Source organism: Vibrio sp. DW001, from assembly GCF_029016285.1.
Classification (GTDB): domain Bacteria; phylum Pseudomonadota; class Gammaproteobacteria; order Enterobacterales; family Vibrionaceae; genus Vibrio.
The window spans coordinates 3,151,537-3,171,144 of sequence record NZ_CP091975.1; the positions used below are offsets into that span (position 1 = coordinate 3,151,537).

At 41.8% G+C, this 19,608-nt stretch carries 17 protein-coding genes and 10 tRNA genes; 2 read left to right on the forward strand and 25 right to left on the reverse strand.

Annotation, left to right across the window (positions count from 1 at the left end):
- Window positions 1–86 precede the first annotated feature (86 nt).
- The 5 genes from rplS to ffh all read right to left on the reverse strand — a co-directional run bounded on the left by rplS (window position 87) and on the right by ffh (window position 3,738).
- Window positions 87–440 carry a 50S ribosomal protein L19 gene (gene rplS, locus L3V77_RS14375; protein ID WP_195704269.1) on the reverse strand — a complete coding sequence of 118 codons (354 nt, stop codon included), beginning with the start codon at window positions 438–440 and terminating at the stop codon, window positions 87–89.
- Between the two features lie 56 nt (window positions 441–496).
- Window positions 497–1,237, reverse strand: a complete 741-nt coding sequence (trmD, locus tag L3V77_RS14380; protein ID WP_275134751.1) for a tRNA (guanosine(37)-N1)-methyltransferase TrmD — start codon at window positions 1,235–1,237, stop codon at window positions 497–499.
- Between the two features lie 27 nt (window positions 1,238–1,264).
- The gene (rimM, locus tag L3V77_RS14385; RefSeq protein ID WP_275134752.1) at window positions 1,265–1,819 is read right to left on the reverse strand and encodes a ribosome maturation factor RimM; all 555 of its coding nucleotides are present in this window, start codon (window positions 1,817–1,819) and stop codon (window positions 1,265–1,267) included.
- An 18-nt stretch (window positions 1,820–1,837) separates the two neighbouring features.
- A complete protein-coding gene (gene rpsP, locus L3V77_RS14390; protein ID WP_195704272.1) occupies window positions 1,838–2,086 on the reverse strand; it encodes a 30S ribosomal protein S16 in 249 nt (82 codons plus the stop codon).
- 257 nt (window positions 2,087–2,343) lie between these two features.
- A complete protein-coding gene (ffh, locus tag L3V77_RS14395; protein WP_195704273.1) occupies window positions 2,344–3,738 on the reverse strand; it encodes a signal recognition particle protein in 1,395 nt (464 codons plus the stop codon).
- A gap of 184 nt (window positions 3,739–3,922) precedes the next feature.
- Here ffh and L3V77_RS14400 point away from each other — a divergent pair, with 184 nt between their 5' ends.
- Together L3V77_RS14400 and L3V77_RS14405 are read left to right on the forward strand one after the other, a co-directional pair.
- The gene (locus tag L3V77_RS14400) at window positions 3,923–4,720 is read left to right on the forward strand and encodes an inner membrane protein YpjD (RefSeq protein ID WP_275134753.1); all 798 of its coding nucleotides are present in this window, start codon (window positions 3,923–3,925) and stop codon (window positions 4,718–4,720) included.
- A 102-nt stretch (window positions 4,721–4,822) separates the two neighbouring features.
- Window positions 4,823–6,088, forward strand: coding sequence for a CNNM domain-containing protein (locus L3V77_RS14405; RefSeq protein ID WP_275134754.1), 1,266 nt, complete (start codon window positions 4,823–4,825; stop codon window positions 6,086–6,088).
- A gap of 93 nt (window positions 6,089–6,181) precedes the next feature.
- On the opposite strand, the gene luxS is transcribed toward L3V77_RS14405, so the two are convergent.
- The 20 genes from luxS to L3V77_RS14505 form a co-directional block, all read right to left on the reverse strand.
- On the reverse strand, window positions 6,182–6,697 hold the full coding sequence (gene luxS, locus L3V77_RS14410; protein WP_275134755.1) for an S-ribosylhomocysteine lyase: 516 nt from the start codon (window positions 6,695–6,697) through the stop codon (window positions 6,182–6,184).
- A 43-nt stretch (window positions 6,698–6,740) separates the two neighbouring features.
- The gene (gshA, locus tag L3V77_RS14415; protein WP_275134756.1) at window positions 6,741–8,306 is read right to left on the reverse strand and encodes a glutamate--cysteine ligase; all 1,566 of its coding nucleotides are present in this window, start codon (window positions 8,304–8,306) and stop codon (window positions 6,741–6,743) included.
- Window positions 8,307–8,432: 126 nt separating this feature from the next.
- Window positions 8,433–11,285: a pitrilysin family protein gene (locus L3V77_RS14420; RefSeq protein ID WP_275134757.1), complete on the reverse strand. Its 2,853-nt coding sequence runs from the start codon at window positions 11,283–11,285 to the stop codon at window positions 8,433–8,435.
- 10 nt (window positions 11,286–11,295) lie between these two features.
- Window positions 11,296–11,748, reverse strand: a complete 453-nt coding sequence (locus L3V77_RS14425; protein WP_275136787.1) for a YqaA family protein — start codon at window positions 11,746–11,748, stop codon at window positions 11,296–11,298.
- Window positions 11,730–12,725: an NADP-dependent oxidoreductase gene (locus L3V77_RS14430; RefSeq protein WP_275134758.1), complete on the reverse strand. Its 996-nt coding sequence runs from the start codon at window positions 12,723–12,725 to the stop codon at window positions 11,730–11,732. The genes L3V77_RS14425 and L3V77_RS14430 overlap by 19 nt, the downstream gene beginning before the upstream one ends.
- A gap of 64 nt (window positions 12,726–12,789) precedes the next feature.
- Window positions 12,790–13,920, reverse strand: a complete 1,131-nt coding sequence (locus L3V77_RS14435) for a sodium ion-translocating decarboxylase subunit beta (RefSeq protein ID WP_195704280.1) — start codon at window positions 13,918–13,920, stop codon at window positions 12,790–12,792.
- Between the two features lie 9 nt (window positions 13,921–13,929).
- A complete protein-coding gene (oadA, locus tag L3V77_RS14440) occupies window positions 13,930–15,702 on the reverse strand; it encodes a sodium-extruding oxaloacetate decarboxylase subunit alpha (protein WP_275134759.1) in 1,773 nt (590 codons plus the stop codon).
- 33 nt (window positions 15,703–15,735) lie between these two features.
- Window positions 15,736–15,993 (reverse strand): oxaloacetate decarboxylase subunit gamma, encoded by a 258-nt coding sequence (locus tag L3V77_RS14445; RefSeq protein ID WP_275134760.1) that lies wholly within the window; start codon window positions 15,991–15,993, stop codon window positions 15,736–15,738.
- A gap of 430 nt (window positions 15,994–16,423) precedes the next feature.
- A tRNA-Arg gene (locus L3V77_RS14450) sits at window positions 16,424–16,500 on the reverse strand.
- An 85-nt stretch (window positions 16,501–16,585) separates the two neighbouring features.
- Window positions 16,586–16,662, reverse strand: a tRNA-Arg gene (locus tag L3V77_RS14455).
- An 87-nt stretch (window positions 16,663–16,749) separates the two neighbouring features.
- Window positions 16,750–16,826 (reverse strand) — tRNA-Arg (locus L3V77_RS14460).
- An 87-nt stretch (window positions 16,827–16,913) separates the two neighbouring features.
- Window positions 16,914–16,990, reverse strand: a tRNA-Arg gene (locus L3V77_RS14465).
- 93 nt (window positions 16,991–17,083) lie between these two features.
- Window positions 17,084–17,160 (reverse strand) — tRNA-Arg (locus tag L3V77_RS14470).
- An 87-nt stretch (window positions 17,161–17,247) separates the two neighbouring features.
- A tRNA-Arg gene (locus L3V77_RS14475) sits at window positions 17,248–17,324 on the reverse strand.
- 87 nt (window positions 17,325–17,411) lie between these two features.
- Window positions 17,412–17,488, reverse strand: a tRNA-Arg gene (locus tag L3V77_RS14480).
- Window positions 17,489–17,592: 104 nt separating this feature from the next.
- Window positions 17,593–17,685 (reverse strand) — tRNA-Ser (locus L3V77_RS14485).
- A 12-nt stretch (window positions 17,686–17,697) separates the two neighbouring features.
- Window positions 17,698–17,774 (reverse strand) — tRNA-Arg (locus L3V77_RS14490).
- Window positions 17,775–17,797: 23 nt separating this feature from the next.
- Window positions 17,798–17,890, reverse strand: a tRNA-Ser gene (locus L3V77_RS14495).
- Between the two features lie 202 nt (window positions 17,891–18,092).
- A complete protein-coding gene (gene csrA, locus L3V77_RS14500) occupies window positions 18,093–18,329 on the reverse strand; it encodes a carbon storage regulator CsrA (RefSeq protein ID WP_195704283.1) in 237 nt (78 codons plus the stop codon).
- A gap of 86 nt (window positions 18,330–18,415) precedes the next feature.
- Window positions 18,416–19,600 (reverse strand): aspartate kinase, encoded by a 1,185-nt coding sequence (locus L3V77_RS14505; RefSeq protein WP_275134761.1) that lies wholly within the window; start codon window positions 19,598–19,600, stop codon window positions 18,416–18,418.
- Window positions 19,601–19,608: the final 8 nt, after the last annotated feature.

The following is a 19,608-nucleotide window of genomic DNA, read 5'->3' on the forward strand; positions in this document are numbered from 1 at the left end:
GTACCTTATTTGACAGTTTTATTTCTCGTATAAAAAAAACGGGTTCCATATGGAACCCGTTTTTTATTTGAGAATGCTGGTTAGCATTACTTCTTAGCAAGCTTCTCTTTAATACGAGCTGACTTACCAGAACGCTCACGTAGGTAGTACAACTTGGCACGACGTACTGCACCACGGCGTTTAACTTCAATGCTATCAACCATAGGAGAGTGAGTTTGGAACGAACGCTCAACACCTTCACCGTTCGAGATCTTACGAACAGTAAATGCTGAATGTAGGCCACGATTACGAATACCGATTACAACGCCTTCAAAGGCCTGTAGACGTTCGCGATCGCCTTCTTTTACCTTAACCTGAACAACAACAGTGTCACCTGGGCTGAACTTTGGAAGGTCTTGTTTCATTTGCTCTTCTTCAAGAGCTTTGATGATGTTACTCATTTTTAAAATTCCTAGAATAAACTGATACTAAATAAAATAGGTTACTTAACTGTATTTTAAGACCGATAGTCTTTAATAAAATCAGTTAGTAATTGTTCCTGTTCGTCAGTCAGAGCTAGGTTTTCCAAGAGCTCTGGTCTTCTTAGCCAAGTACGGCCTAACGATTGTTTCAATCGCCAGCGACGAATATCCTTATGATTTCCAGATTTCAGTACCAATGGTACCTCTATTCCATCCAAATCATCAGGACGTGTATAGTGTGGACAATCTAGCAAACCATTTGCGAAAGAATCTTCTTCCGCTGACGCAAAATCACCAAGTACACCTGGTATAAACCTCGATACTGAATCAATTAACGTCATGGCTGGTAGTTCACCACCCGTCATCACAAAATCCCCAATTGACCATTCTTCATCAACTTCAGATTGTATGATGCGCTCATCTATCCCTTCATAGCGTCCGCAAATAAGAATCATATTCTCGTTCGTAGCAAGCTCTTCAACTCCACTTTGGTCGAGCTTTCGACCTTGAGGAGAAAGATAGATAACCTTCGTCTTTCCCGGTGCTGATTTCTTGGCAGTTTGTATGGCTTCGCGCAAAGGCTGCACCATCATCAACATACCAGGACCACCACCGTAGGGTCTATCATCGACAGTTCGATGTTTGTCATGAGTAAAATCTCTAGGATTCCATATCTCAACTGACAAAAGACCTTTTTTAACCGCTTGACCTGTAACCCCAAATTCAGTAATTGAACGGAACATATCAGGAAATAGGCTAATTATGCCAACCCACATATCTGTTCTCTCGCTCTACTGTGGAGTTTAAAACGCAGGATCCCAGTCAACTTCGATCCGTTGAGCATCGCGATCAATATTTTTAATCACTTGCTCTTCAAGAAACGGAATTAATCGTTCCTTTTGGCCAAAAGCATCTTTCAAATTTGCTTTCACTACCAAAACATCATTTGCACCAGTTTCTAACATATCGGAGACAGTACCGAGGTCATATCCCTTCGTTGTTAATACCTGCATACCAAACAATTCACGCCAGTAAAATTCATCTTCTGACAGTTCTGGTAATGACTCTGGATTAATCACAATTTCAAAGTTAGTTAGAAGATGAGCATCCTCGCGGATCTCTAACCCTTCAATTTTAGCAACCATACCTTTGTTATGGCGCTTCCAACTTTCAACCTTGTATTCAACCCATTTGCCTTTTTGGTTTATATACCAAGGGCTATAGTCAAAAATGCTTTCAGCATCGTCTGTATAGGAAATAACTTTAAGCCAACCTTTGATACCGTAAGTCGCACCAAATTTGCCAACTACGATTCTTTCAGCTTGCTCGTTCATTACTTCATTTCCTTTAACCGACATTGCTTTGTTACCTACCAATTAAGCCGCTTTTTGAACGTCTTTCACTAGTTTAGTAACACGGTCAGATAGTGAAGCACCTTCGCTAACCCAATGGTTAACGCGGTCTAGGTTAATACGTAAACCTTCTTCTTGACCTTGAGCTGTTGGGTTAAAGAAACCAACGTTCTCAATGTAGCGACCAGTAGCTGCGTTGCGGCTATCTGCTACTACGATTTGGTAAAATGGACGCTTCTTTGCGCCGTGACGTGCCAAACGAATGGTAACCATATCGTCCTCTTTGCTTTCTCAATAATAAAAATAACCCCAAAAGCCGTAATTTTTAATTTAACAACCTGGGGTCTCGTGCCAATTTAAAGCCCCGGAATTTTACTCTTATCTGGGGTTTTTGCAAGGCTTTTTGTGATCTAGAAACGGTTTCGGAGGTGTTTATATTTTGGTAGGGAAATCAAACAGCTAAAGCAGTAAGAAAATATTAGTCAAAGCTATATGGCGCATAGCTTGCGCCATATATTCGTGTTTGAGTGTTATCGGCCGAATGGTCCACCCATTCCGCCCATGCCACCTGCGCCACCCATGCCGCCCATCATTCCTTGCATATTTCGCATCATTCCCTTCATGCCACCCTTCTGCATTTTTTTCATCATCTTCTGCATTTGAGTAAACTGTTTTAGCATACGATTCACATCTTGCACTTGCACGCCAGAACCTGCAGCAATACGCTTTTTACGTGAACCTTTGATTAATTCAGGGCGTAAACGTTCTTTCATTGTCATGGAGCTAATCATTGCTTCCATCTGATTGAACATTTTGTCATCAACTTTATCTTTAACATTAGCAGGTAGGTTGCTCATACCAGGAAGTTTATCCATCATTCCCATCATGCCGCCCATATTCTGCATCTGTCCAAGCTGCTCACGGAAGTCTTCAAGATCAAAACCTTTCTTCTCTTTGAACTTCTTCGCCATCTTGGCGGCTTTGTCTTTATCGACATTACGCTCTAAATCTTCAATCAAAGATAGAACGTCACCCATACCAAGAATACGTGACGCAACGCGATCTGGATGGAAAGGTTCAAGTGCGTCGGTTTTTTCGCCCACCCCTAAGAACTTAATCGGTTTGCCAGTGATATAACGAACGGACAGTGCAGCACCACCACGCGCATCACCATCTACTTTTGTCAGGATAACACCTGTCAGAGGTAATGCATCACCAAAGGCTTTTGCTGTGTTAGCGGCATCTTGCCCCGTCATTGCATCTACAACAAACAGCGTTTCTACTGGCTCTATCGCGGCGTGAAGGTCTTTAATTTCCCCCATCATTTGTTCATCGATGGCTAGACGGCCTGCGGTATCAACCAAAAGGACGTCATAGAATTTCTTCTTAGCATGGTCAACAGCAGCATTCGCAATATCAATCGGCTTTTGATCGGCAGAAGAAGGGAAAAAATCCACTCCCACATCAGACGCAAGCGTTTCCAACTGTTTAATCGCCGCAGGGCGGTAAACATCGGCAGAAACGACCAACACTTTTTTCTTGTTAACGTCTTTTAAGTGTTTAGAGAGTTTAGCAACACTGGTTGTTTTACCGGCACCTTGCAAACCTGCCATCAAAATTATGGCTGGCGGTTGGGCGGCTAGATTGAGCTCTTCGTTAGATTCACCCATTACCCCTTCTAGCTCTGTTTGAACTATTTTTATAAATTCTTGGCCGGGGGTTAATGACTTCGAGACCTCGACACCAACGGCACTTTCTTTTACGCGTTTAATAAACTCACGTATAACAGGAAGTGCGACATCAGCTTCTAAAAGGGCCATACGCACTTCACGTAATGTCTCTTTTATATTGTCTTCTGTTAGGCGACCTTTGCCGCTAATATTTTTAAGTGTACTGGATAGTCTATCCGTTAAATTCTCAAACATGTCTGTCTCTTTAGCTGGACTTTTCGAAACACCTTTTAGCAAAGCAAGGGCGATTAATGTCGGCAGTATACCTTAGGTAATTGATCTTCCAAAATCTAAACGATGATTTATTCGATCCTTAGATAGCTCATCGAGTTTAACCGCGTTATAATCCGTTCATTAGATAAGAATTTATTAGGAAAATATGGACAGTTTAATCGCTATTGCCGCTGCCATTTTATATGCAATTGCTACTGCAACAATAGTCTCAGGGCTATCTCAGCAAACCCACATAAAGGCAAAAACTGTCTTCGTGAGCGCAGCGTTAGCCATTATTCTCCACGTATGGTTATTACATGGCCAAATTCACAACAGTTCAAGCGGACAAAACTTGAGCATGCTCAATGTTGCTTCTCTCGTCAGTTTTATTACTTCATTAGTAATGAGCTTGGCGATGTTTAAAACCCGTTTGTGGTTTTTGTTGCCTGTCGTTTACGGTTTTTCGATTATTAGTATTCTCGCTTCAAATTTCTTACCTGGTGCATTCATCACTCACTTTGAAGGGAAAATGGGATTGTTAATCCATATTACAATCGCACTATTCGCTTACGCGACCTTAACGATTGCCGCACTATATGCAATTCAGCTCGCTTGGTTAGACTATAAATTGAAAAACAAAAAAGCGATGGCAGTGAACCCTAACCTCCCACCATTATTAAAAGTAGAAAGGCAGCTTTTTAACATTATCCTCATTGGTAATGGTCTGCTAACCTTAACTCTATTATCTGGATTCGTATTTTTAGATGATATGTTTGCGCGTGGTTCTGCCCATAAATCTATTCTTTCTTTTGTTGCTTGGGTAATTTATTCCGTATTACTCTGGGGACATTATCAAAAAGGTTGGCGTGGTAAAAAGGTAACATGGTTTGCTATTGCAGGTGCGACCTTGCTTACACTTGCCTATTTTGGCAGCCGATTTGTTCGAGAAATCATTTTGAACTAGATTACCCGTTACTAAAAATACTATTTTATTCATAATATAATTGACAGCTCAAATCACTTAAGTCATAAATTAAGCGATAACTGAAAGAAGGAATTTCAAACATTGAATGACATATCAACGGGTGTACTGTTTACCATACTCGCATGTCTAATCGTCATTTCTGGTTATTTTTCAGGTTCTGAGACTGGAATGATGTCCTTAAACCGATATCGACTAAAGCATCTGGCTGGAAAAGGCCATAAAGGTGCAAAACGTGTCGAAAAGCTATTAAGCCGTCCCGACCGTTTAATTGGCCTTATTCTCATTGGAAACAACTTAGTCAACATCCTCGCCTCTGCCATTGCGACCATACTTGGAATGCGTCTATTTGGTGATCTTGGTGTCGCAATAGCGACGGGATTATTAACACTTGTTGTGCTTGTCTTTGCCGAAGTTACCCCTAAAACATTAGCTTCGCTCTATCCAGAAAGAGTCGCCTATGCCAGCAGTATTATATTAAACATACTGATGAAGGTGCTTGCACCCGTCGTTCTAATGGTGAATTTAATTACCAATGGTGTATTACGATTATTCGGTATAAAAGCGACACACCCTACTGAAGACCCTTTAAGCTCTGATGAGCTTCGTACTGTTGTAAACGAGGCTGGAGGTCTCATTCCTCGTGGGCACCAAGAAATGCTGGTATCCATTCTCGATTTAGAGAACGTCACTGTAGATGACATTATGGTGCCTAGAAATGAAATTACGGGTATCGATATTAATGATGACTGGAAATCCATCGTTCGCCAATTGACTCATTCACCACATGGACGAGTAGTACTTTATCGCGACCAGATAGACGAAGTTGTCGGTATGCTGCGTTTACGTGAAGCTTATCGTTTAATGCTGGAAAAAAATGAGTTTACAAAAGAGACGCTTTTACGCGCAGCAGATGAGGTTTACTTCATACCAGAAGCGACGCCACTAAACGTGCAACTACTGAAATTCCAACGCAATAAAGAAAGAATAGGACTCATTGTCGATGAATATGGCGATATTATTGGTCTTGTCACTCTAGAGGATATTTTGGAAGAGATCGTTGGTGAATTTACGACGTCTATAGCACCAAGTCTATCTGAAGAAATCACCCCACAAGGTGATGGGAGCTTCCTCATTGAAGGAAGTGCCAATATCCGTGACATTAATAAGGGTTTGAAGTGGCAACTGCCTACGGACGGACCAAGAACACTTAATGGACTTATATTAGAACACCTAGAAGATATCCCTGAAAGCCAAGTTAGTATCGAGGTTGAAAAACACCTAATGGAAATAATGAAGTTTACGGAAAACAAGATCAGTTTAGTTAAAGTATTTCCCGCTCGGAAGTAGCCAGTTTGAACGTAACATTCAGTCATAAGAAAGGGAGTGTAACCATAAGGTGACACTCCCTTTAAAATACCATTCGCTTCAAATAAAAATACGTTACTTATTCAGCTCTTCCAACATAGAAGCAGGCAAAGCTAACTCGTCATTTTTATTTACTAGAATCCCAGCTTCAATCACATTTTTGGCGATATTTTTCGCATCGGCTAAAGAGTGCATACCATAGGTACCACATTGATATTCATTTAGCTCTGGAATGTTATTTTGGTTCTCTACCTTTAGCACATCTTCCATCGCGGCTAACCACGCATCTGCTACGCGCTCTTCTGCTGGAGTGCCAATCAAACTCATATAAAAACCAGTACGGCAACCCATTGGAGAGATATCGATAATTTCAATACCCGCACCATTTAAATGTGCACGCATAAAGCCGGCATATAAATGCTCTAACGTGTGAATACCTTGTTCAGAGAGTATCTCTTTATTTGGCACACAAAAACGCAAATCAAATACAGTTATTGTATCCCCTTTGGGCGTTTGCATAGTTTTTGCCACGCGAACAGCTGGTGCATTCATTCTTGTGTGATCAACAGTAAAACTATCTAGTAACGGCATTTTTATATCTCCATTGACTCGATTCAGATTTCGAGCCGATTCGTTATTTTAGGTATGAGAAGTAGTCTTCAAGAAACTCATCAAAATTCACTTCGTCAGCTTGCTCTATCTCTTTTTGAGCTTGAAGAGAAGCGCTTACTTCATATTGCATCTCTTGTTGACTATAAACATTATAGTTATTTGTTAAATGGTAATCTCTATATTCGCGGCCATAGGTACAACCAACCTGACCAATACCCCCTAGCTCTTTTGTTCTCTCTAATAGCTGACCAGAAATTGTCAATTCAGGATTGTCTATCCACGTCATCAGTTCTTGGCATGTTTGCTGATACTCATCACCATCACTCGCCATATCCATCTCAACGGCGATCAACTGTAGATCAGAAAAAATGTGCTTAGTATAATCGTGTAGCGTACGCTCTTTGCCATCACAGTCTTCCGTCAACATCAAATCGGGTTTACGACCTTCTTGAATAACTCTAGTCCAGTTATCCTTCCAACAGCAAAGCTCTTTATTGTCTATCGGGCCGGTATCTTTAATCAAGCACCAGGTTAAAAAGAGGTCTAAAAATCGAATCTGTTCTTTTGTTACCCCTATCGGACTGAATGGGTTTACGTCCAATGAGCGTACTTCTATATACTCTACTCCGCCACGTTTTAATGCTTCTGATGGTTTTTCACCAGATTGACCTACGCGCTTGGCACGAATAGGCGCATACAACTCATTTTCAATTTGCAGAACATTACTATTAAGCTGTTGATACTCTCCGTCTATCTTGATACCAATTTGAGCGAAATCGCTTGAAGGCGTTTGAATTGCTTTTTCTAAACCGTCTAAATACCCATCAAGATTATTATAATTAATTTGCAACTCACTCTGAGCGCTATTGGTATAACCTAAGTCACTTAATCGTAAGGATGTACCATAAGGAAGATAAAGCGTCTGACCGATATTTTCAAAAGGTAATTCAGTTTCTCTACCTTGTAAGAAAGAGGAGCAAATAGCAGGAGAGGCACCGAAAAAATAAGGAATTAACCAACCAAAACGGTAATAATTTCGGATAACGTTGAAGTATTCATCTGATTTCGTATTGGCTCTATCGCTTTCTGATTGCTCGCCGTAAAGAGAATCCCATAAACTTTCAGGAAACGAAAAATTAAAATGAACACCAGAAATAATCTGCATCAAACTACCATAACGGTTTTTAAGTCCTTTACGGTATAACGTTTTCATTTTACCTACATTCGATGAGCCATACTGAGCGAAGGCGATATCATCTTCATTCTCGACATAGCAAGGCATGGAGAGAGGCCAAAGCTTCTCTTCTCCCATCTCTTTCACGGTAAAATGGTGAATATCAGATAGCTGACCAATTAATTCTTCTACATCAGTAGAAACAGGGGTAATAAACTCCAATAATGATTCTGAAAAATCGGTGGTCACCCATTTGTTTGTCAATGCAGACCCTAAACCAGTAGGATGGGGGGTTAGTGCTAAATGCCCATCCAAGGTGTATCGAAGAGTTTCGCGCTCAACACCACGACCAATGTTTTTAAAATTATCAGGGTTTTTCGCTACTTTTTTCAGTCTTGAGGAAAAATTTGTCAAAATGGTGACCACTTCTAATCTTGTTTTTGCGTAGGTTACGCTTTTTTATATAAAATACTAGTTCTGCATTTTTGTATGCAGTCAGTATAAAGAGAGACAATTTGTGCCTCTCTTTATATGTGTGCGCTACTTAGAAATTTCAAGTTCTACCACTGGTATATCCAGATCTTCCAATTGAGGTTTTAAACTCTTAGCATCTCCTACTACTATAATTTGGTAGTCAGTAGGATTAAACCATTTGCTTGCAACCTCATTCAATGTAGAGCGATTTACATTACTCAATACCGCGTTCCGCTGCTCTATATAGTCATCATCTAATGAATAATTAAGTATATTAGACAGCAATCTCGCCTTTTGGCTTGGTGTTTCGTATTTCAAAGCATCTTGTTGACCAACAGCCAAGCGCATAAACGCTAGCTCCTGGGAGGTCATGCCATCTTCACTGTAGCGTTTCATCTCTTTAATGAACTCTTGGATAGATGGGACGGTTGAATCTGCTCTAACTTGAGCATCGAAGACAATAATACCAATCTCTTTATTACTCGCATGATAACCACTCGCACCATAGGTATACCCTTTATCTTCGCGTAAATTCTGATTAATACGGCTATTAAAGTTACCGGCTAGATTGAAATTAGCGAGTTGGTTTAGGTATTGTTCACCAACCGTATCATATGGCAGTCCTTGTCGGACTAACCTAATTACACTCTGTGGCGCACTTGGCTTATCAACAAGGTAGATATGTTGTCCTACTGGTGGTTTTACTATTTGAGGTCGTAGTATCGGTGCATCAGACCCTTCCCACTTGCTCAGAAATTTGAGATTGGGGATTAATTTCTCTTTAGAAATATCCCCGACAATAATGACTTGGGTTCCTAACGGAGTATAATTACTATTATAAAACGCTTTCACGTCTTCAAGTTGAATGCTCTCTATCGACTTCAATGTACCATCATTTGAACGGCCGAATGTGGATCTGCCAAACAGTATTTGTCTAGTCGCTTGCGACGCTAACCATGCAGGTCTTTGGTGTTCATAGATAAGACCTTCTAAAGATTGTTTCTTTAAACGGTCAAAATCATCTTGTTTAAATTCTGGTTTAAAGAGCATCTCCTCAACAATGGCTAATGTCTGACTGAGATTTTTCTTCAATGAAGAAACGCTGATCGTTGTCGTATAGTTTCCAGAACCAAAACTAATAGAGCTACCCAATTTATCGAGTTCGGCTTGAATCGCTTCAATACTTTTTTCTGTTGTACCTTCTTGCATCAATTCAGATGTAAAGTTTGCCAAGCCTTCCTTACCTTTAGATACATATCTGTGGCCAGCAGGTAATAAAATCTGCAATTCAACCGTAGGAGTCTCGCTTGATTCAGTGCCCAGAACCTCAATCCCATTATCTAGATAAACGTTGTAGAGTTCAGGCATATTACCTTTAACGGCGCCGCCAACAGGAGGCATTATCGTTCGATCAAAGCTGTCCTTTGCTTTAGAATATTCTAAATCGCTGCTTTCAATTTTATTGTATTTCGGTAGTGTTCTCTCGGGGGTAATAAAATCTACTTTTCTTACCTCTAGATCTAATTTTCCTTTTGGTACAACACTCAACGTCACCTTATTTTTTCCTTCGACAAACGTGTTATAGGCATTCATTACCGCCTCAGGTGTCACACCTTTAAGTTGTTCAAGTTGTCGCTCTATCCTGTCAGGTTGACCATAAAACGTTTCATTGGAAGCCAATTGAGTCACTTTCCCATGAACACTCTGTAATGCAAATACGGCGCTAGATTCGGCTTGGCCAATAATTTGTTCAAGCTTACCTTGTTCTACTCCATTCGCTTTAAAATTGACTAGCGCCCCCATGAGGTCATCATAGATTTTACTTAAGTCACCTTGATCACCAGAATCGCCCATCGCATAAACATAAAAACTACAAGAGAGCTCAGCACACTGATGAAACGCACCTGCGTCTATCGCTTTCTCAGTTTTCACTAACTCTTGGTATAGAACGCTATTTTTTCCACTACCCAAGATTGACGCAAGGGTATCTAATGCCGTTTGACTCTCTTCTCCTCGATAGGTGGTTGGCCAACCAATCATTACCATCGGCTGTTTTATTCGATCTTCGAGCGTAATGTATTTGTCTCTATCCAATTTAACCGGTTGTTTTTCTGAGTTCTCTACTGCTGGCCCTTCAGGAATTGAACCAAAATACTTACTAACCCAATTGAGTGTTTGCTCTACATCGATATCACCACCAATGGTTAACGTCGCGTTATTTGGACCATACCAACGAAGAAAAAATGCTTTCAAATCGTTAACATCTACTCTATCTAAATCTTCTACATAGCCAATTGTTTGCCAAGAATATGGATGGCCTTCGGGATAAAGAGCTTCACCTAATCGCTCCCACATTAAACCGTATGGACGATTGTCATAATTTTGTGCACGCTCATTCTTAACCGTATCTCGTTGTATTTCGAATTTTTTTTGTGATACGGCATCAATAAGAAACCCCATACGATCCGATTCTAACCAAAGAATTTTCTCTAATTGATTGGAGGGAATGGTTTCAAAATAATTGGTTCTATCTCGGTTGGTCGTACCATTTAACGTCCCACCAGCTTCAGTAATTATTTTAAAATGCTCTTGATCCCCCACATGTTCTGAACCTTGAAACATCATGTGTTCAAAAAAATGGGCAAAACCAGATTTCCCGACATCCTCTCTTGCTGAACCAACGTGATAAGTTACATCCACATGTACTAAAGGGTCTGAATCATCCGGTGACAAGATCAATGTGAGCCCGTTATCAAGAACGAACTTGGAATAAGGTATCGAAACCTTGTTGGGTTGAGCTAATGATTGCTCGATGAAAGTAAAACCTTCAGGTACTTGAATATTATTATCTGTTGATGCTGTTTGAGAACAGCCATATAAGGCGATCAAAAAGATCGCACTGAGCCCTATTTTTTTCATTAATAAATCCTTAAATCAATCCATAAAACAGCGCGGTTAGAGCGCTGTACCTCAATGCCTTACCGAGGGCTATTAAAATAAAACTGGGAAGAAATTTCATCCTTAACCACCCTGCTGCCAAACATAGAGGATCGCCGATAACTGGAAGCCAGCTAAAAAGAAGGGCAACATAACCGTACTGACTTAGCCATCCTATCGCTTTATGACCATGTTTTTCTTTTTGAGTTCGATTTGGTAACCATAAACCTATCCAATAATTTGTAAGGCCACCTAACGTATTACCTAAAGTCGCGATAAAAATAACTGAAAAAACCGTGTGTTGTTTAATTCCCAAGGTCGCGATAAACGTCGCTTCAGAAGCGCCAGGCAACAAAGTGGCACTTAAGAAACCAGATATTCCTAATAACCAAAGGGCTGAGTCAGTAAAATACAGAGCGATCTGGTCTAACACCGCATGTCCAATACTAACTTGCCTCTAGTATGCCCTGTCTCAAGCCTATAATGGGCCTCTACAACGTTTTTAAACGATATCGCTGGCTGAACATCTACTTTCAACAAACCAACACTTACCATATATAACATGGTGTCTAACTGTTCTGGATTCGGTTCTACAAGCATGCCATCAGCACTAAACCCTAAAATTCCAGCTTTTTCACAGATCAGATCTTTGGTGATGGTAGGAACAGTGACGACTCTGGCTTTATCTTTCAAACATTTAAGGGCATCAAGAGCAACATCACCACCAATAAGGTCAATAAGTACATCCACATCGGAAACACGTTCAGATACAGGAGCAAACTGATAATTGACGGCATGAGCACCAAGGTTTGCAAGGTAATCCAAATTTGATTCACTACACGTGGTGTAGACTTCTGCTTGCGCTGCTACCGCTATCTGCACAGCAATATGCCCAACGCCTCCTGCTCCAGCAAGTATCAGAACCCTATCCCCCGCCTTTACACTCGCTTTGTTCAGTGCCTGCGCTGCAGTTTGTGCAGCTACTGGTAACGCAGCTGCAGCTTCTAACGTTACTGCACTAGGGACCAAACTCAAATGTTCTTCCGCTACACAGAGATATTGACTGTATCCACCTGCGTTTAATGGAAAACCAACCAGCCCCGCTACAGTATCACCCTCGACAAAGCGTTGCGTATGCTCACCCATAGAGACAATTTTCCCCGATATCTCATAGCCAGGCGTCCAAGGTAAGTTATCTCTATTTTGAGCCGCAGCCCAACCCATTCCAGCTCGAGTTTTGACATCAATCGGATTCAAGCCTGAAAAGTAAACCTTTATTAAAACTTCACCTTTTTGAGGTTCAGGTATCTCTCCACTCACAAAATCCAAAACGTTAGGTTTTCCGAACTCAGGTATTACTATTTTTATGTTTTCAGTCACTTGGTTCCCCTCAAACAAACGAAAAAAGGGATGCGTTAGCATCCCTTTGACTATAAACCATTTTGTTCTACTTGGTTAACCCAATTGTTTGGATTACGACCAGATATTAACCGACCAACGCTAACAAAATACCAGCAGCTACCGCAGATCCAAGTACACCGGCCACATTGGGGCCCATCGCATGCATCAACAAAAAATTGTGTGGATTGGCCTCAAGGCCTACCTTATTCACAACTCGTGCAGCCATAGGTACAGCAGAAACGCCTGCCGCGCCAATAAGTGGATTAATGTCTTCTTTTGATAACTTATTCATCAGCTTAGCCATAAGTACACCTGCCGCCGTACCGATGCTAAATGCCACTGCACCAAGCGCCAAAATACCTAACGTTTCTAGATTTAAGAATTTATCGGCCTGTAATTTAGAACCAACACCGAGACCCAAGAAAATAGTCACAATATTAATTAGTTCATTTTGTGCCGTTTTAGATAAACGCTCAACAACGCCAGCTTCACGCATCAAGTTGCCTAAACAAAACATCCCCACCAAAGGTGTTGCTGATGGTAAGAAAAGTATTGTCATTAACAGGACAGCGAGTGGGAACAGTATTTTCTCGGTCTTACCAACATGACGCAACTGGGCCATCTTGATTTGACGTTCTTCTGGCGTGGTTAATGCCTTCATTATCGGTGGTTGAATAATAGGCACTAATGCCATGTAGCTATATGCAGCAACCGCGATAGGACCCAGAAGATCAGGCGATAATCGACTGGACAAGAATATCGCCGTCGGTCCATCAGCACCACCAATGATAGCAATAGACGATGCATCTGCTAAAGTAAATTCCATACCAGGTATGTAATTCAATAAGATAGCACCAAACAGTGTTACAAAAATCCCAAATTGAGCCGCAGCACCTAACCACAAGGTTTTTGGGTTAGCTATTAAGGCACCAAAATCGGTCATTGCTCCTACACCCATAAAGATGATTAATGGAAACACACCAGTCTCAATACCTACGTGGTATACGAAGTAAAGCATACCGCCAGGCTCAGTAAAACCAGCATTAGGGATATTTGCTAGTACTGCACCGAAACCAATTGGCAGCAATAGTAAGGGCTCAAAGCCCTTACGAATGGCCAAAAATAGTAACAGGCATCCGACGGCGATCATACAGATCTGACCAAATTCAAAATTGGCTATTCCTGTATCATTCCAAAGACGCATTAAACCTTCCATGATTCTCCCTTAAGCCAAGCTAAGTAGAGGAGAACCAACCATTACGGCATCACCTTCTTTAACGTTGATTTCTGCAACTGTTCCAGCTTTTGTTGCGCGAATTTCTGTTTCCATTTTCATTGCTTCTAAGATGAGAAGTACTTCCCCCTCCGCAACTTGTGTACCTGGGGCAATCATCACTTTAAAAATGGTACCAGCTAGCGGTGCAAGAACCACTTCAGCATCGCTCGCTGCTGCAGGAGTGGTTGTTGGTGCAACAGTAGTAGGCGTCACTGTCGTAAGCTGACCTTGTGGGCCGACTTCGACATCATATACTTGACCATCCACCTTAACGCTGTACGATTCAACACCGCCAACCGCTGGTGCTGCAATTTGTGCAGGTGCTGGTTTTTCTTTACCTGGAGCGGGTTCAAACGCATCTGGGTTGCGACGGTTTTTAAGAAACTTAAGACCCACTTGAGGGAATAACGCATAAGTTAAGACATCATCTACTGTATCTTCTGCTAGAGAGATACCTTCTGCTTTTGCTTTTTCCAATAATTCCGTTGTCAATGTATCCAGCTCATCTTCTATCAGATCGGCTGGACGACAAGTGATCGCCTCTGCTCCATCCAATACACGAGCTTGCAGTTCTTTATTTACTTCAGCTGGTGCTTGACCATATTCACCTTTAAGTACACCCGCCGTCTCTTTAGTTATACTCTTATAGCGTTCGCCAGTTAATACGTTGATTACCGCTTGAGTACCCACAATCTGAGATGTTGGGGTGACCAATGGGATAAAGCCAAGATCTTTACGAATACGCGGGATCTCTTCCAATACTTCATCTATACGATCTGCAGCGCCTTGCTCTTTTAACTGGCCTTCCATATTCGTTAACATGCCGCCGGGTACTTGAGCAATCAGAATACGTGAGTCCACGCCCTTCATCGCCCCTTCCCATTTCGCATATTTTTTACGAACTTCACGGAAATATGCGGCAATCGGTTCTATCTCCGTCAGTTTAAGACCAGTATCACGCTCAGAGCCCTCTAGCATCGCCACAACGGTTTCCGTTGGCGTATGACCGTAGGTCTGGCTCATAGAGGAGATTGACGTATCTAGTATGTCTAGACCCGCTTCAACGGCTTTTATAGCCGTTGCGGTAGATAAACCAGTAGTCGCATGACAGTGTAGCGCCAGAGGCACGTCACAAGACGCCTTAATACGAGTAACTAACTCTTCAGCCTCATAGGGTTTAAGCAACCCTGCCATATCTTTGATACAAAGAGAATGACATCCAAGATCTTCAAGGCGTTTCGCTAAGTCTACCCATGTATCTGAATTATGAACCGGACTTGTCGTATAAGAGAGTGTGCCCTGAGCATGCGCCCCTACATCTACAACAGATTTCACGGCTTGTTGGAAATTACGTACATCATTCATCGCATCAAATATACGGAAAACATCCATACCGTTTTTATGAGATCGTTCAACAAACTTTTCAACAACATCATCACCGTAATGGCGGTAGCCCAAAAGATTCTGGCCACGCAGCAACATTTGCATCGGTGTATTTGGCATCGCCTTTTTAAGCTCTCGCAGACGTTCCCACGGATCTTCACCTAAGAAGCGGATGCATGAATCAAATGTTGCACCACCCCATGTTTCCAAAGACCAATAGCCTATATTGTCCAGTTCCTTTGCAATCGGTAGCATATCTTCGATACGCATACGAGTAGCAAATAACGATTGATGAGCATCGCGTAGCACAACATCAGTAAGAGCAAGTGGTTTAGACATGCTTAATAACTCCTTTTAATCTTATTAAATTTACTACTTAGTATGAGAAGTTCGGTACTGATGTACCGCAGCAGAAATCGCCGCTATAACTTTTGGACTAACAGTAGATGATGTTTGTTGAACTTTAGAATGTTGAATTGGGGCAGCCATCAGTTGTGGTACTTCTTCAGGTACCAGCGAAGACATCAGCCGAACTAGGTATACAAGAATGGTCAGAAACACAAACACGACACCCATACCAGTGAGCATGAGTGTAGCGGCCTGTTCCAATAAACTTCCAATATCTGTCATTATGCTTCCTTTCGCTGTCTTAGAGACAATTAATCCTAAGCTTGAGATCCATTCACAAACTTGTCGTTAAGGATTATCTCGATTGGGGTCTAATTGTCAATTTCGAATACGTGTTCAAATAAGCTAACAGAGTTTTCTATTGTTTAATCCATTAAAACTATACGAATTACTACAAATCAGCCTCTTTGGAAATATATTAACGGAACGCTAAAAATAAATTAAGCGAATACAGCAATAAATACTGAGAGATAGGTAATAAAATTAAGATTTCTTTCTAAAAAACAGCAAGATGTAAAAACAATACACTTAATATGCTAATGCTTTGTTAATGAAAACCACTAATAATGTTACAGATACTTGGGGTATTGGAATCGCTAGAAATTTTGGAACTAAGAATAGTATCAGAAGAGCAGGTGATTTAAAGAAAATATGGTGCGCTCGGAAGGATTCGAACCTTCGACCGCCTGGTTCGTAGCCAAGTACTCTATCCAGCTGAGCTACGAGCGCACAATTTTTTTCGTTACATGGCTTGAAAATTCATACTTGGAAGCCAAGCATATCAACGTTCAGATACCACGTTACCCTTGATGTATGGTGCGCTCGGAAGGATTCGAACCTTCGACCGCCTGGTTCGTAGCCAAGTACTCTATCCAGCTGAGCTACGAGCGCACAATTTCTTTATCGGTACATGGCTTGAAAATTCATACTTGGAAGCCAAGCATATCAACGTTCAGATACCACGTTACCCTTGATGTATGGTGCGCTCGGAAGGATTCGAACCTTCGACCGCCTGGTTCGTAGCCAAGTACTCTATCCAGCTGAGCTACGAGCGCACAATTTCTTTATCGGTACATGGCCTGAGAATTCATACTTGGAAAAGAAGCATGTCAGCGTTCAGATACCACATTACCCTTGATGTATGGTGCGCTCGGAAGGATTCGAACCTTCGACCGCCTGGTTCGTAGCCAAGTACTCTATCCAGCTGAGCTACGAGCGCACAATTTCTTTTATCGGTATGGCCTGAGAATTCATATTGGATACTTGGAAAAGAAGCATGTCAGCGTTCAGATACCACATTACCCTTGATGTATGGTGCGCTCGGAAGGATTCGAACCTTCGACCGCCTGGTTCGTAGCCAAGTACTCTATCCAGCTGAGCTACGAGCGCACAATTTCTTTATCGGTACATGGCCTGAGAATTCATACTTGGAAAAGAAGCATGTCAACGTTCAGATACCACATTACCCTTGATGTATGGTGCGCTCGGAAGGATTCGAACCTTCGACCGCCTGGTTCGTAGCCAAGTACTCTATCCAGCTGAGCTACGAGCGCACAATTTCTTTATCGGTACATGGCCTGAGAATTCATACTTGGAAAAGAAGCATGTCAGCGTTCAGATACCACATTACCCTTGATGTATGGTGCGCTCGGAAGGATTCGAACCTTCGACCGCCTGGTTCGTAGCCAAGTACTCTATCCAGCTGAGCTACGAGCGCACAGGTTGTGAAATATATCACGTTTATGCTTCTGAGAAACAAAAAAATGGTCAAATGAGACCATTGTGTTACTAATTACATTGCATTACTAACTAGATTAGTAATGGCGGTGAGGGAGGGATTCGAACCCTCGATACGGTATTAAGCCGTATACTCCCTTAGCAGGGGAGCGCCTTCAGCCTCTCGGCCACCTCACCACATGTTAGAAATGGTGCGCTCGGAAGGATTCGAACCTTCGACCGCCTGGTTCGTAGCCAAGTACTCTATCCAGCTGAGCTACGAGCGCATAATTTCTACTAAACACAAGAATGGCGGTGAGGGAGGGATTCGAACCCTCGATACGGTATTAAGCCGTATACTCCCTTAGCAGGGGAGCGCCTTCAGCCTCTCGGCCACCTCACCATCTTGCGGAGGCACATATTACGATTTACCAAAAATATGTCAAATACTTTCTTAGTTAAATTAGGTAAAAAACGTTTGATAGGGTACTAATCAACCAACATCTTAGAAAAACACAGTTTTCTTTGCTTATTACTTTCATTTTTCGGTTCTACCGAAACAAAAAAAGCCAGCACATTGCTAGCCTTTTTTGCGATATATACGCTTAGTAGTTTCCTGATACCGTACTGCTACCTGGTACTGGATTACTTCCTGCTACGGTACTCGTCGCCGTCCCTTTTTCAGCTTGGATACGCATGTATATTTCTTCGCGGTGGACGGATACCTCTTTCGGAGCATTCACACCAATTCGAACTTGATTCCCTTTGACACCAAGTACTGTCACTGTTACTTCATCACCTATCATTAACGTTTCGCCAACTCGGCGAGTCAAAATCAGCATTTTTCCACTCCTTGAGTAATCTCTGAACTTTCTCTGTAATAAGGCTTATTATCCAACAAAACATCTATCTTCGTAAACAATACTAGTTAAGAAATAGCTAATTTTCGTTGTTCTTCAAGCTCTACCTTGAAATTTATCTGTTTTTCGTGAATAAGATTAGCTGTTTTCTCTAATAACTCAGGCTTAAGAATAAACGTTGAGTAGTTTATCCCTGCCGCGCGGTTTAGAATTTTTATATCATGCTGTGCAAATAATTCACAAGACTGCTGCAAAATCCCTTTCGCTTTGCTACCGACAATAGTCAATGCACTCACAGCTTCACTATTACGGATTTTTTCAATAAAAACCAGACTTAACTTAGCAAAACTCTCTTGAAGGATCACTACTCCACTCTGATCTGTTTCCTCGATCACGTTCCACAGCGCAATTCCAAGCAGCCGACATTGTTTTTTTAATGAGTCAAGATCATCCGCGTTCACTTGCACGAACATCAATGACCTTTGTAACGCGATACCGCAAATGCCCTTATCACAAGTCTCTCCCTTAACGAGAGTTCCTTTATCATGGGAAAAAGAAGAGAGTACTCTTAATGGCACATTTTGAGCCCACGCGAACTGTACGCTAGGGAGATGAAGAACCTTAGCGCCTTTTCTAGACATCTCTTCCATATTTGGAAAATCTATACGGTCTAATTTTCGTGCGCTCCTAACTACCCTAGGATCGCAGGTATATATTCCATCGACATCGGTGAATATCTGACACTCGTCAGCACTAAGTGCACCTGCGAGCGCAACCGCTGTAGTATCTGAACCACCACGCCCTAACGTTGTAATGTCGCCATATTCAGTGGTCCCTTGAAAACCGGCAACAATCACTATCTTGTTATCCGCCAGAAGACCTTCTATATGACTAGTATTAATTTGTCGGATAGTGGCATCGTTATGAACGTTATCTGTTAGTATTTGTGCCTGCCCGCTTGTCAACGACACGCTGCTATAACCATGCTTATTTATCGCAATCGAAAGTAAAGACATCGCAACCTGCTCTCCGGCAGACAACAATACATCCAACTCCCGCGCATTTGGCACGTCGTCAATCTGCTGCGCTAGACTCATCAGTCGATTGGTTTCACCCGACATTGCAGAAACAACGACGACAACATTAACCCCTGAGGATTTCGTCTTAATTACTCTATTCGCAACGGCTTGAATCCGCTCAATAGAACCAATCGACGTCCCACCAAACTTCAGTACATATAACGGTTTGTTCACCGGCCTTC

Excerpts from the sequence above, each read along its gene's own strand:
- rplS (WP_195704269.1), bottom strand. The coding sequence starts at position 440 with ATGAGTAACATCATCAAAGCTCTTGAAGAAGAGCAAATGAAACAAGAC.
- trmD (WP_275134751.1), bottom strand. The coding sequence starts at position 1,237 with ATGTGGGTTGGCATAATTAGCCTATTTCCTGATATGTTCCGTTCAATT.
- rimM (WP_275134752.1), bottom strand. The coding sequence starts at position 1,819 with ATGTCGGTTAAAGGAAATGAAGTAATGAACGAGCAAGCTGAAAGAATC.
- rpsP (WP_195704272.1), bottom strand. The coding sequence starts at position 2,086 with ATGGTTACCATTCGTTTGGCACGTCACGGCGCAAAGAAGCGTCCATTT.
- ffh (WP_195704273.1), bottom strand. The coding sequence starts at position 3,738 with ATGTTTGAGAATTTAACGGATAGACTATCCAGTACACTTAAAAATATT.
- L3V77_RS14400 (WP_275134753.1), top strand. The coding sequence starts at position 3,923 with ATGGACAGTTTAATCGCTATTGCCGCTGCCATTTTATATGCAATTGCT.
- luxS (WP_275134755.1), bottom strand. The coding sequence starts at position 6,697 with ATGCCGTTACTAGATAGTTTTACTGTTGATCACACAAGAATGAATGCA.
- L3V77_RS14420 (WP_275134757.1), bottom strand. The coding sequence starts at position 11,285 with ATGAAAAAAATAGGGCTCAGTGCGATCTTTTTGATCGCCTTATATGGC.
- L3V77_RS14430 (WP_275134758.1), bottom strand. The coding sequence starts at position 12,725 with ATGCTAACGCATCCCTTTTTTCGTTTGTTTGAGGGGAACCAAGTGACT.
- L3V77_RS14435 (WP_195704280.1), bottom strand. The coding sequence starts at position 13,920 with ATGGAAGGTTTAATGCGTCTTTGGAATGATACAGGAATAGCCAATTTT.
- oadA (WP_275134759.1), bottom strand. The coding sequence starts at position 15,702 with ATGTCTAAACCACTTGCTCTTACTGATGTTGTGCTACGCGATGCTCAT.
- L3V77_RS14445 (WP_275134760.1), bottom strand. The coding sequence starts at position 15,993 with ATGACAGATATTGGAAGTTTATTGGAACAGGCCGCTACACTCATGCTC.
- csrA (WP_195704283.1), bottom strand. The coding sequence starts at position 18,329 with ATGCTGATTTTGACTCGCCGAGTTGGCGAAACGTTAATGATAGGTGAT.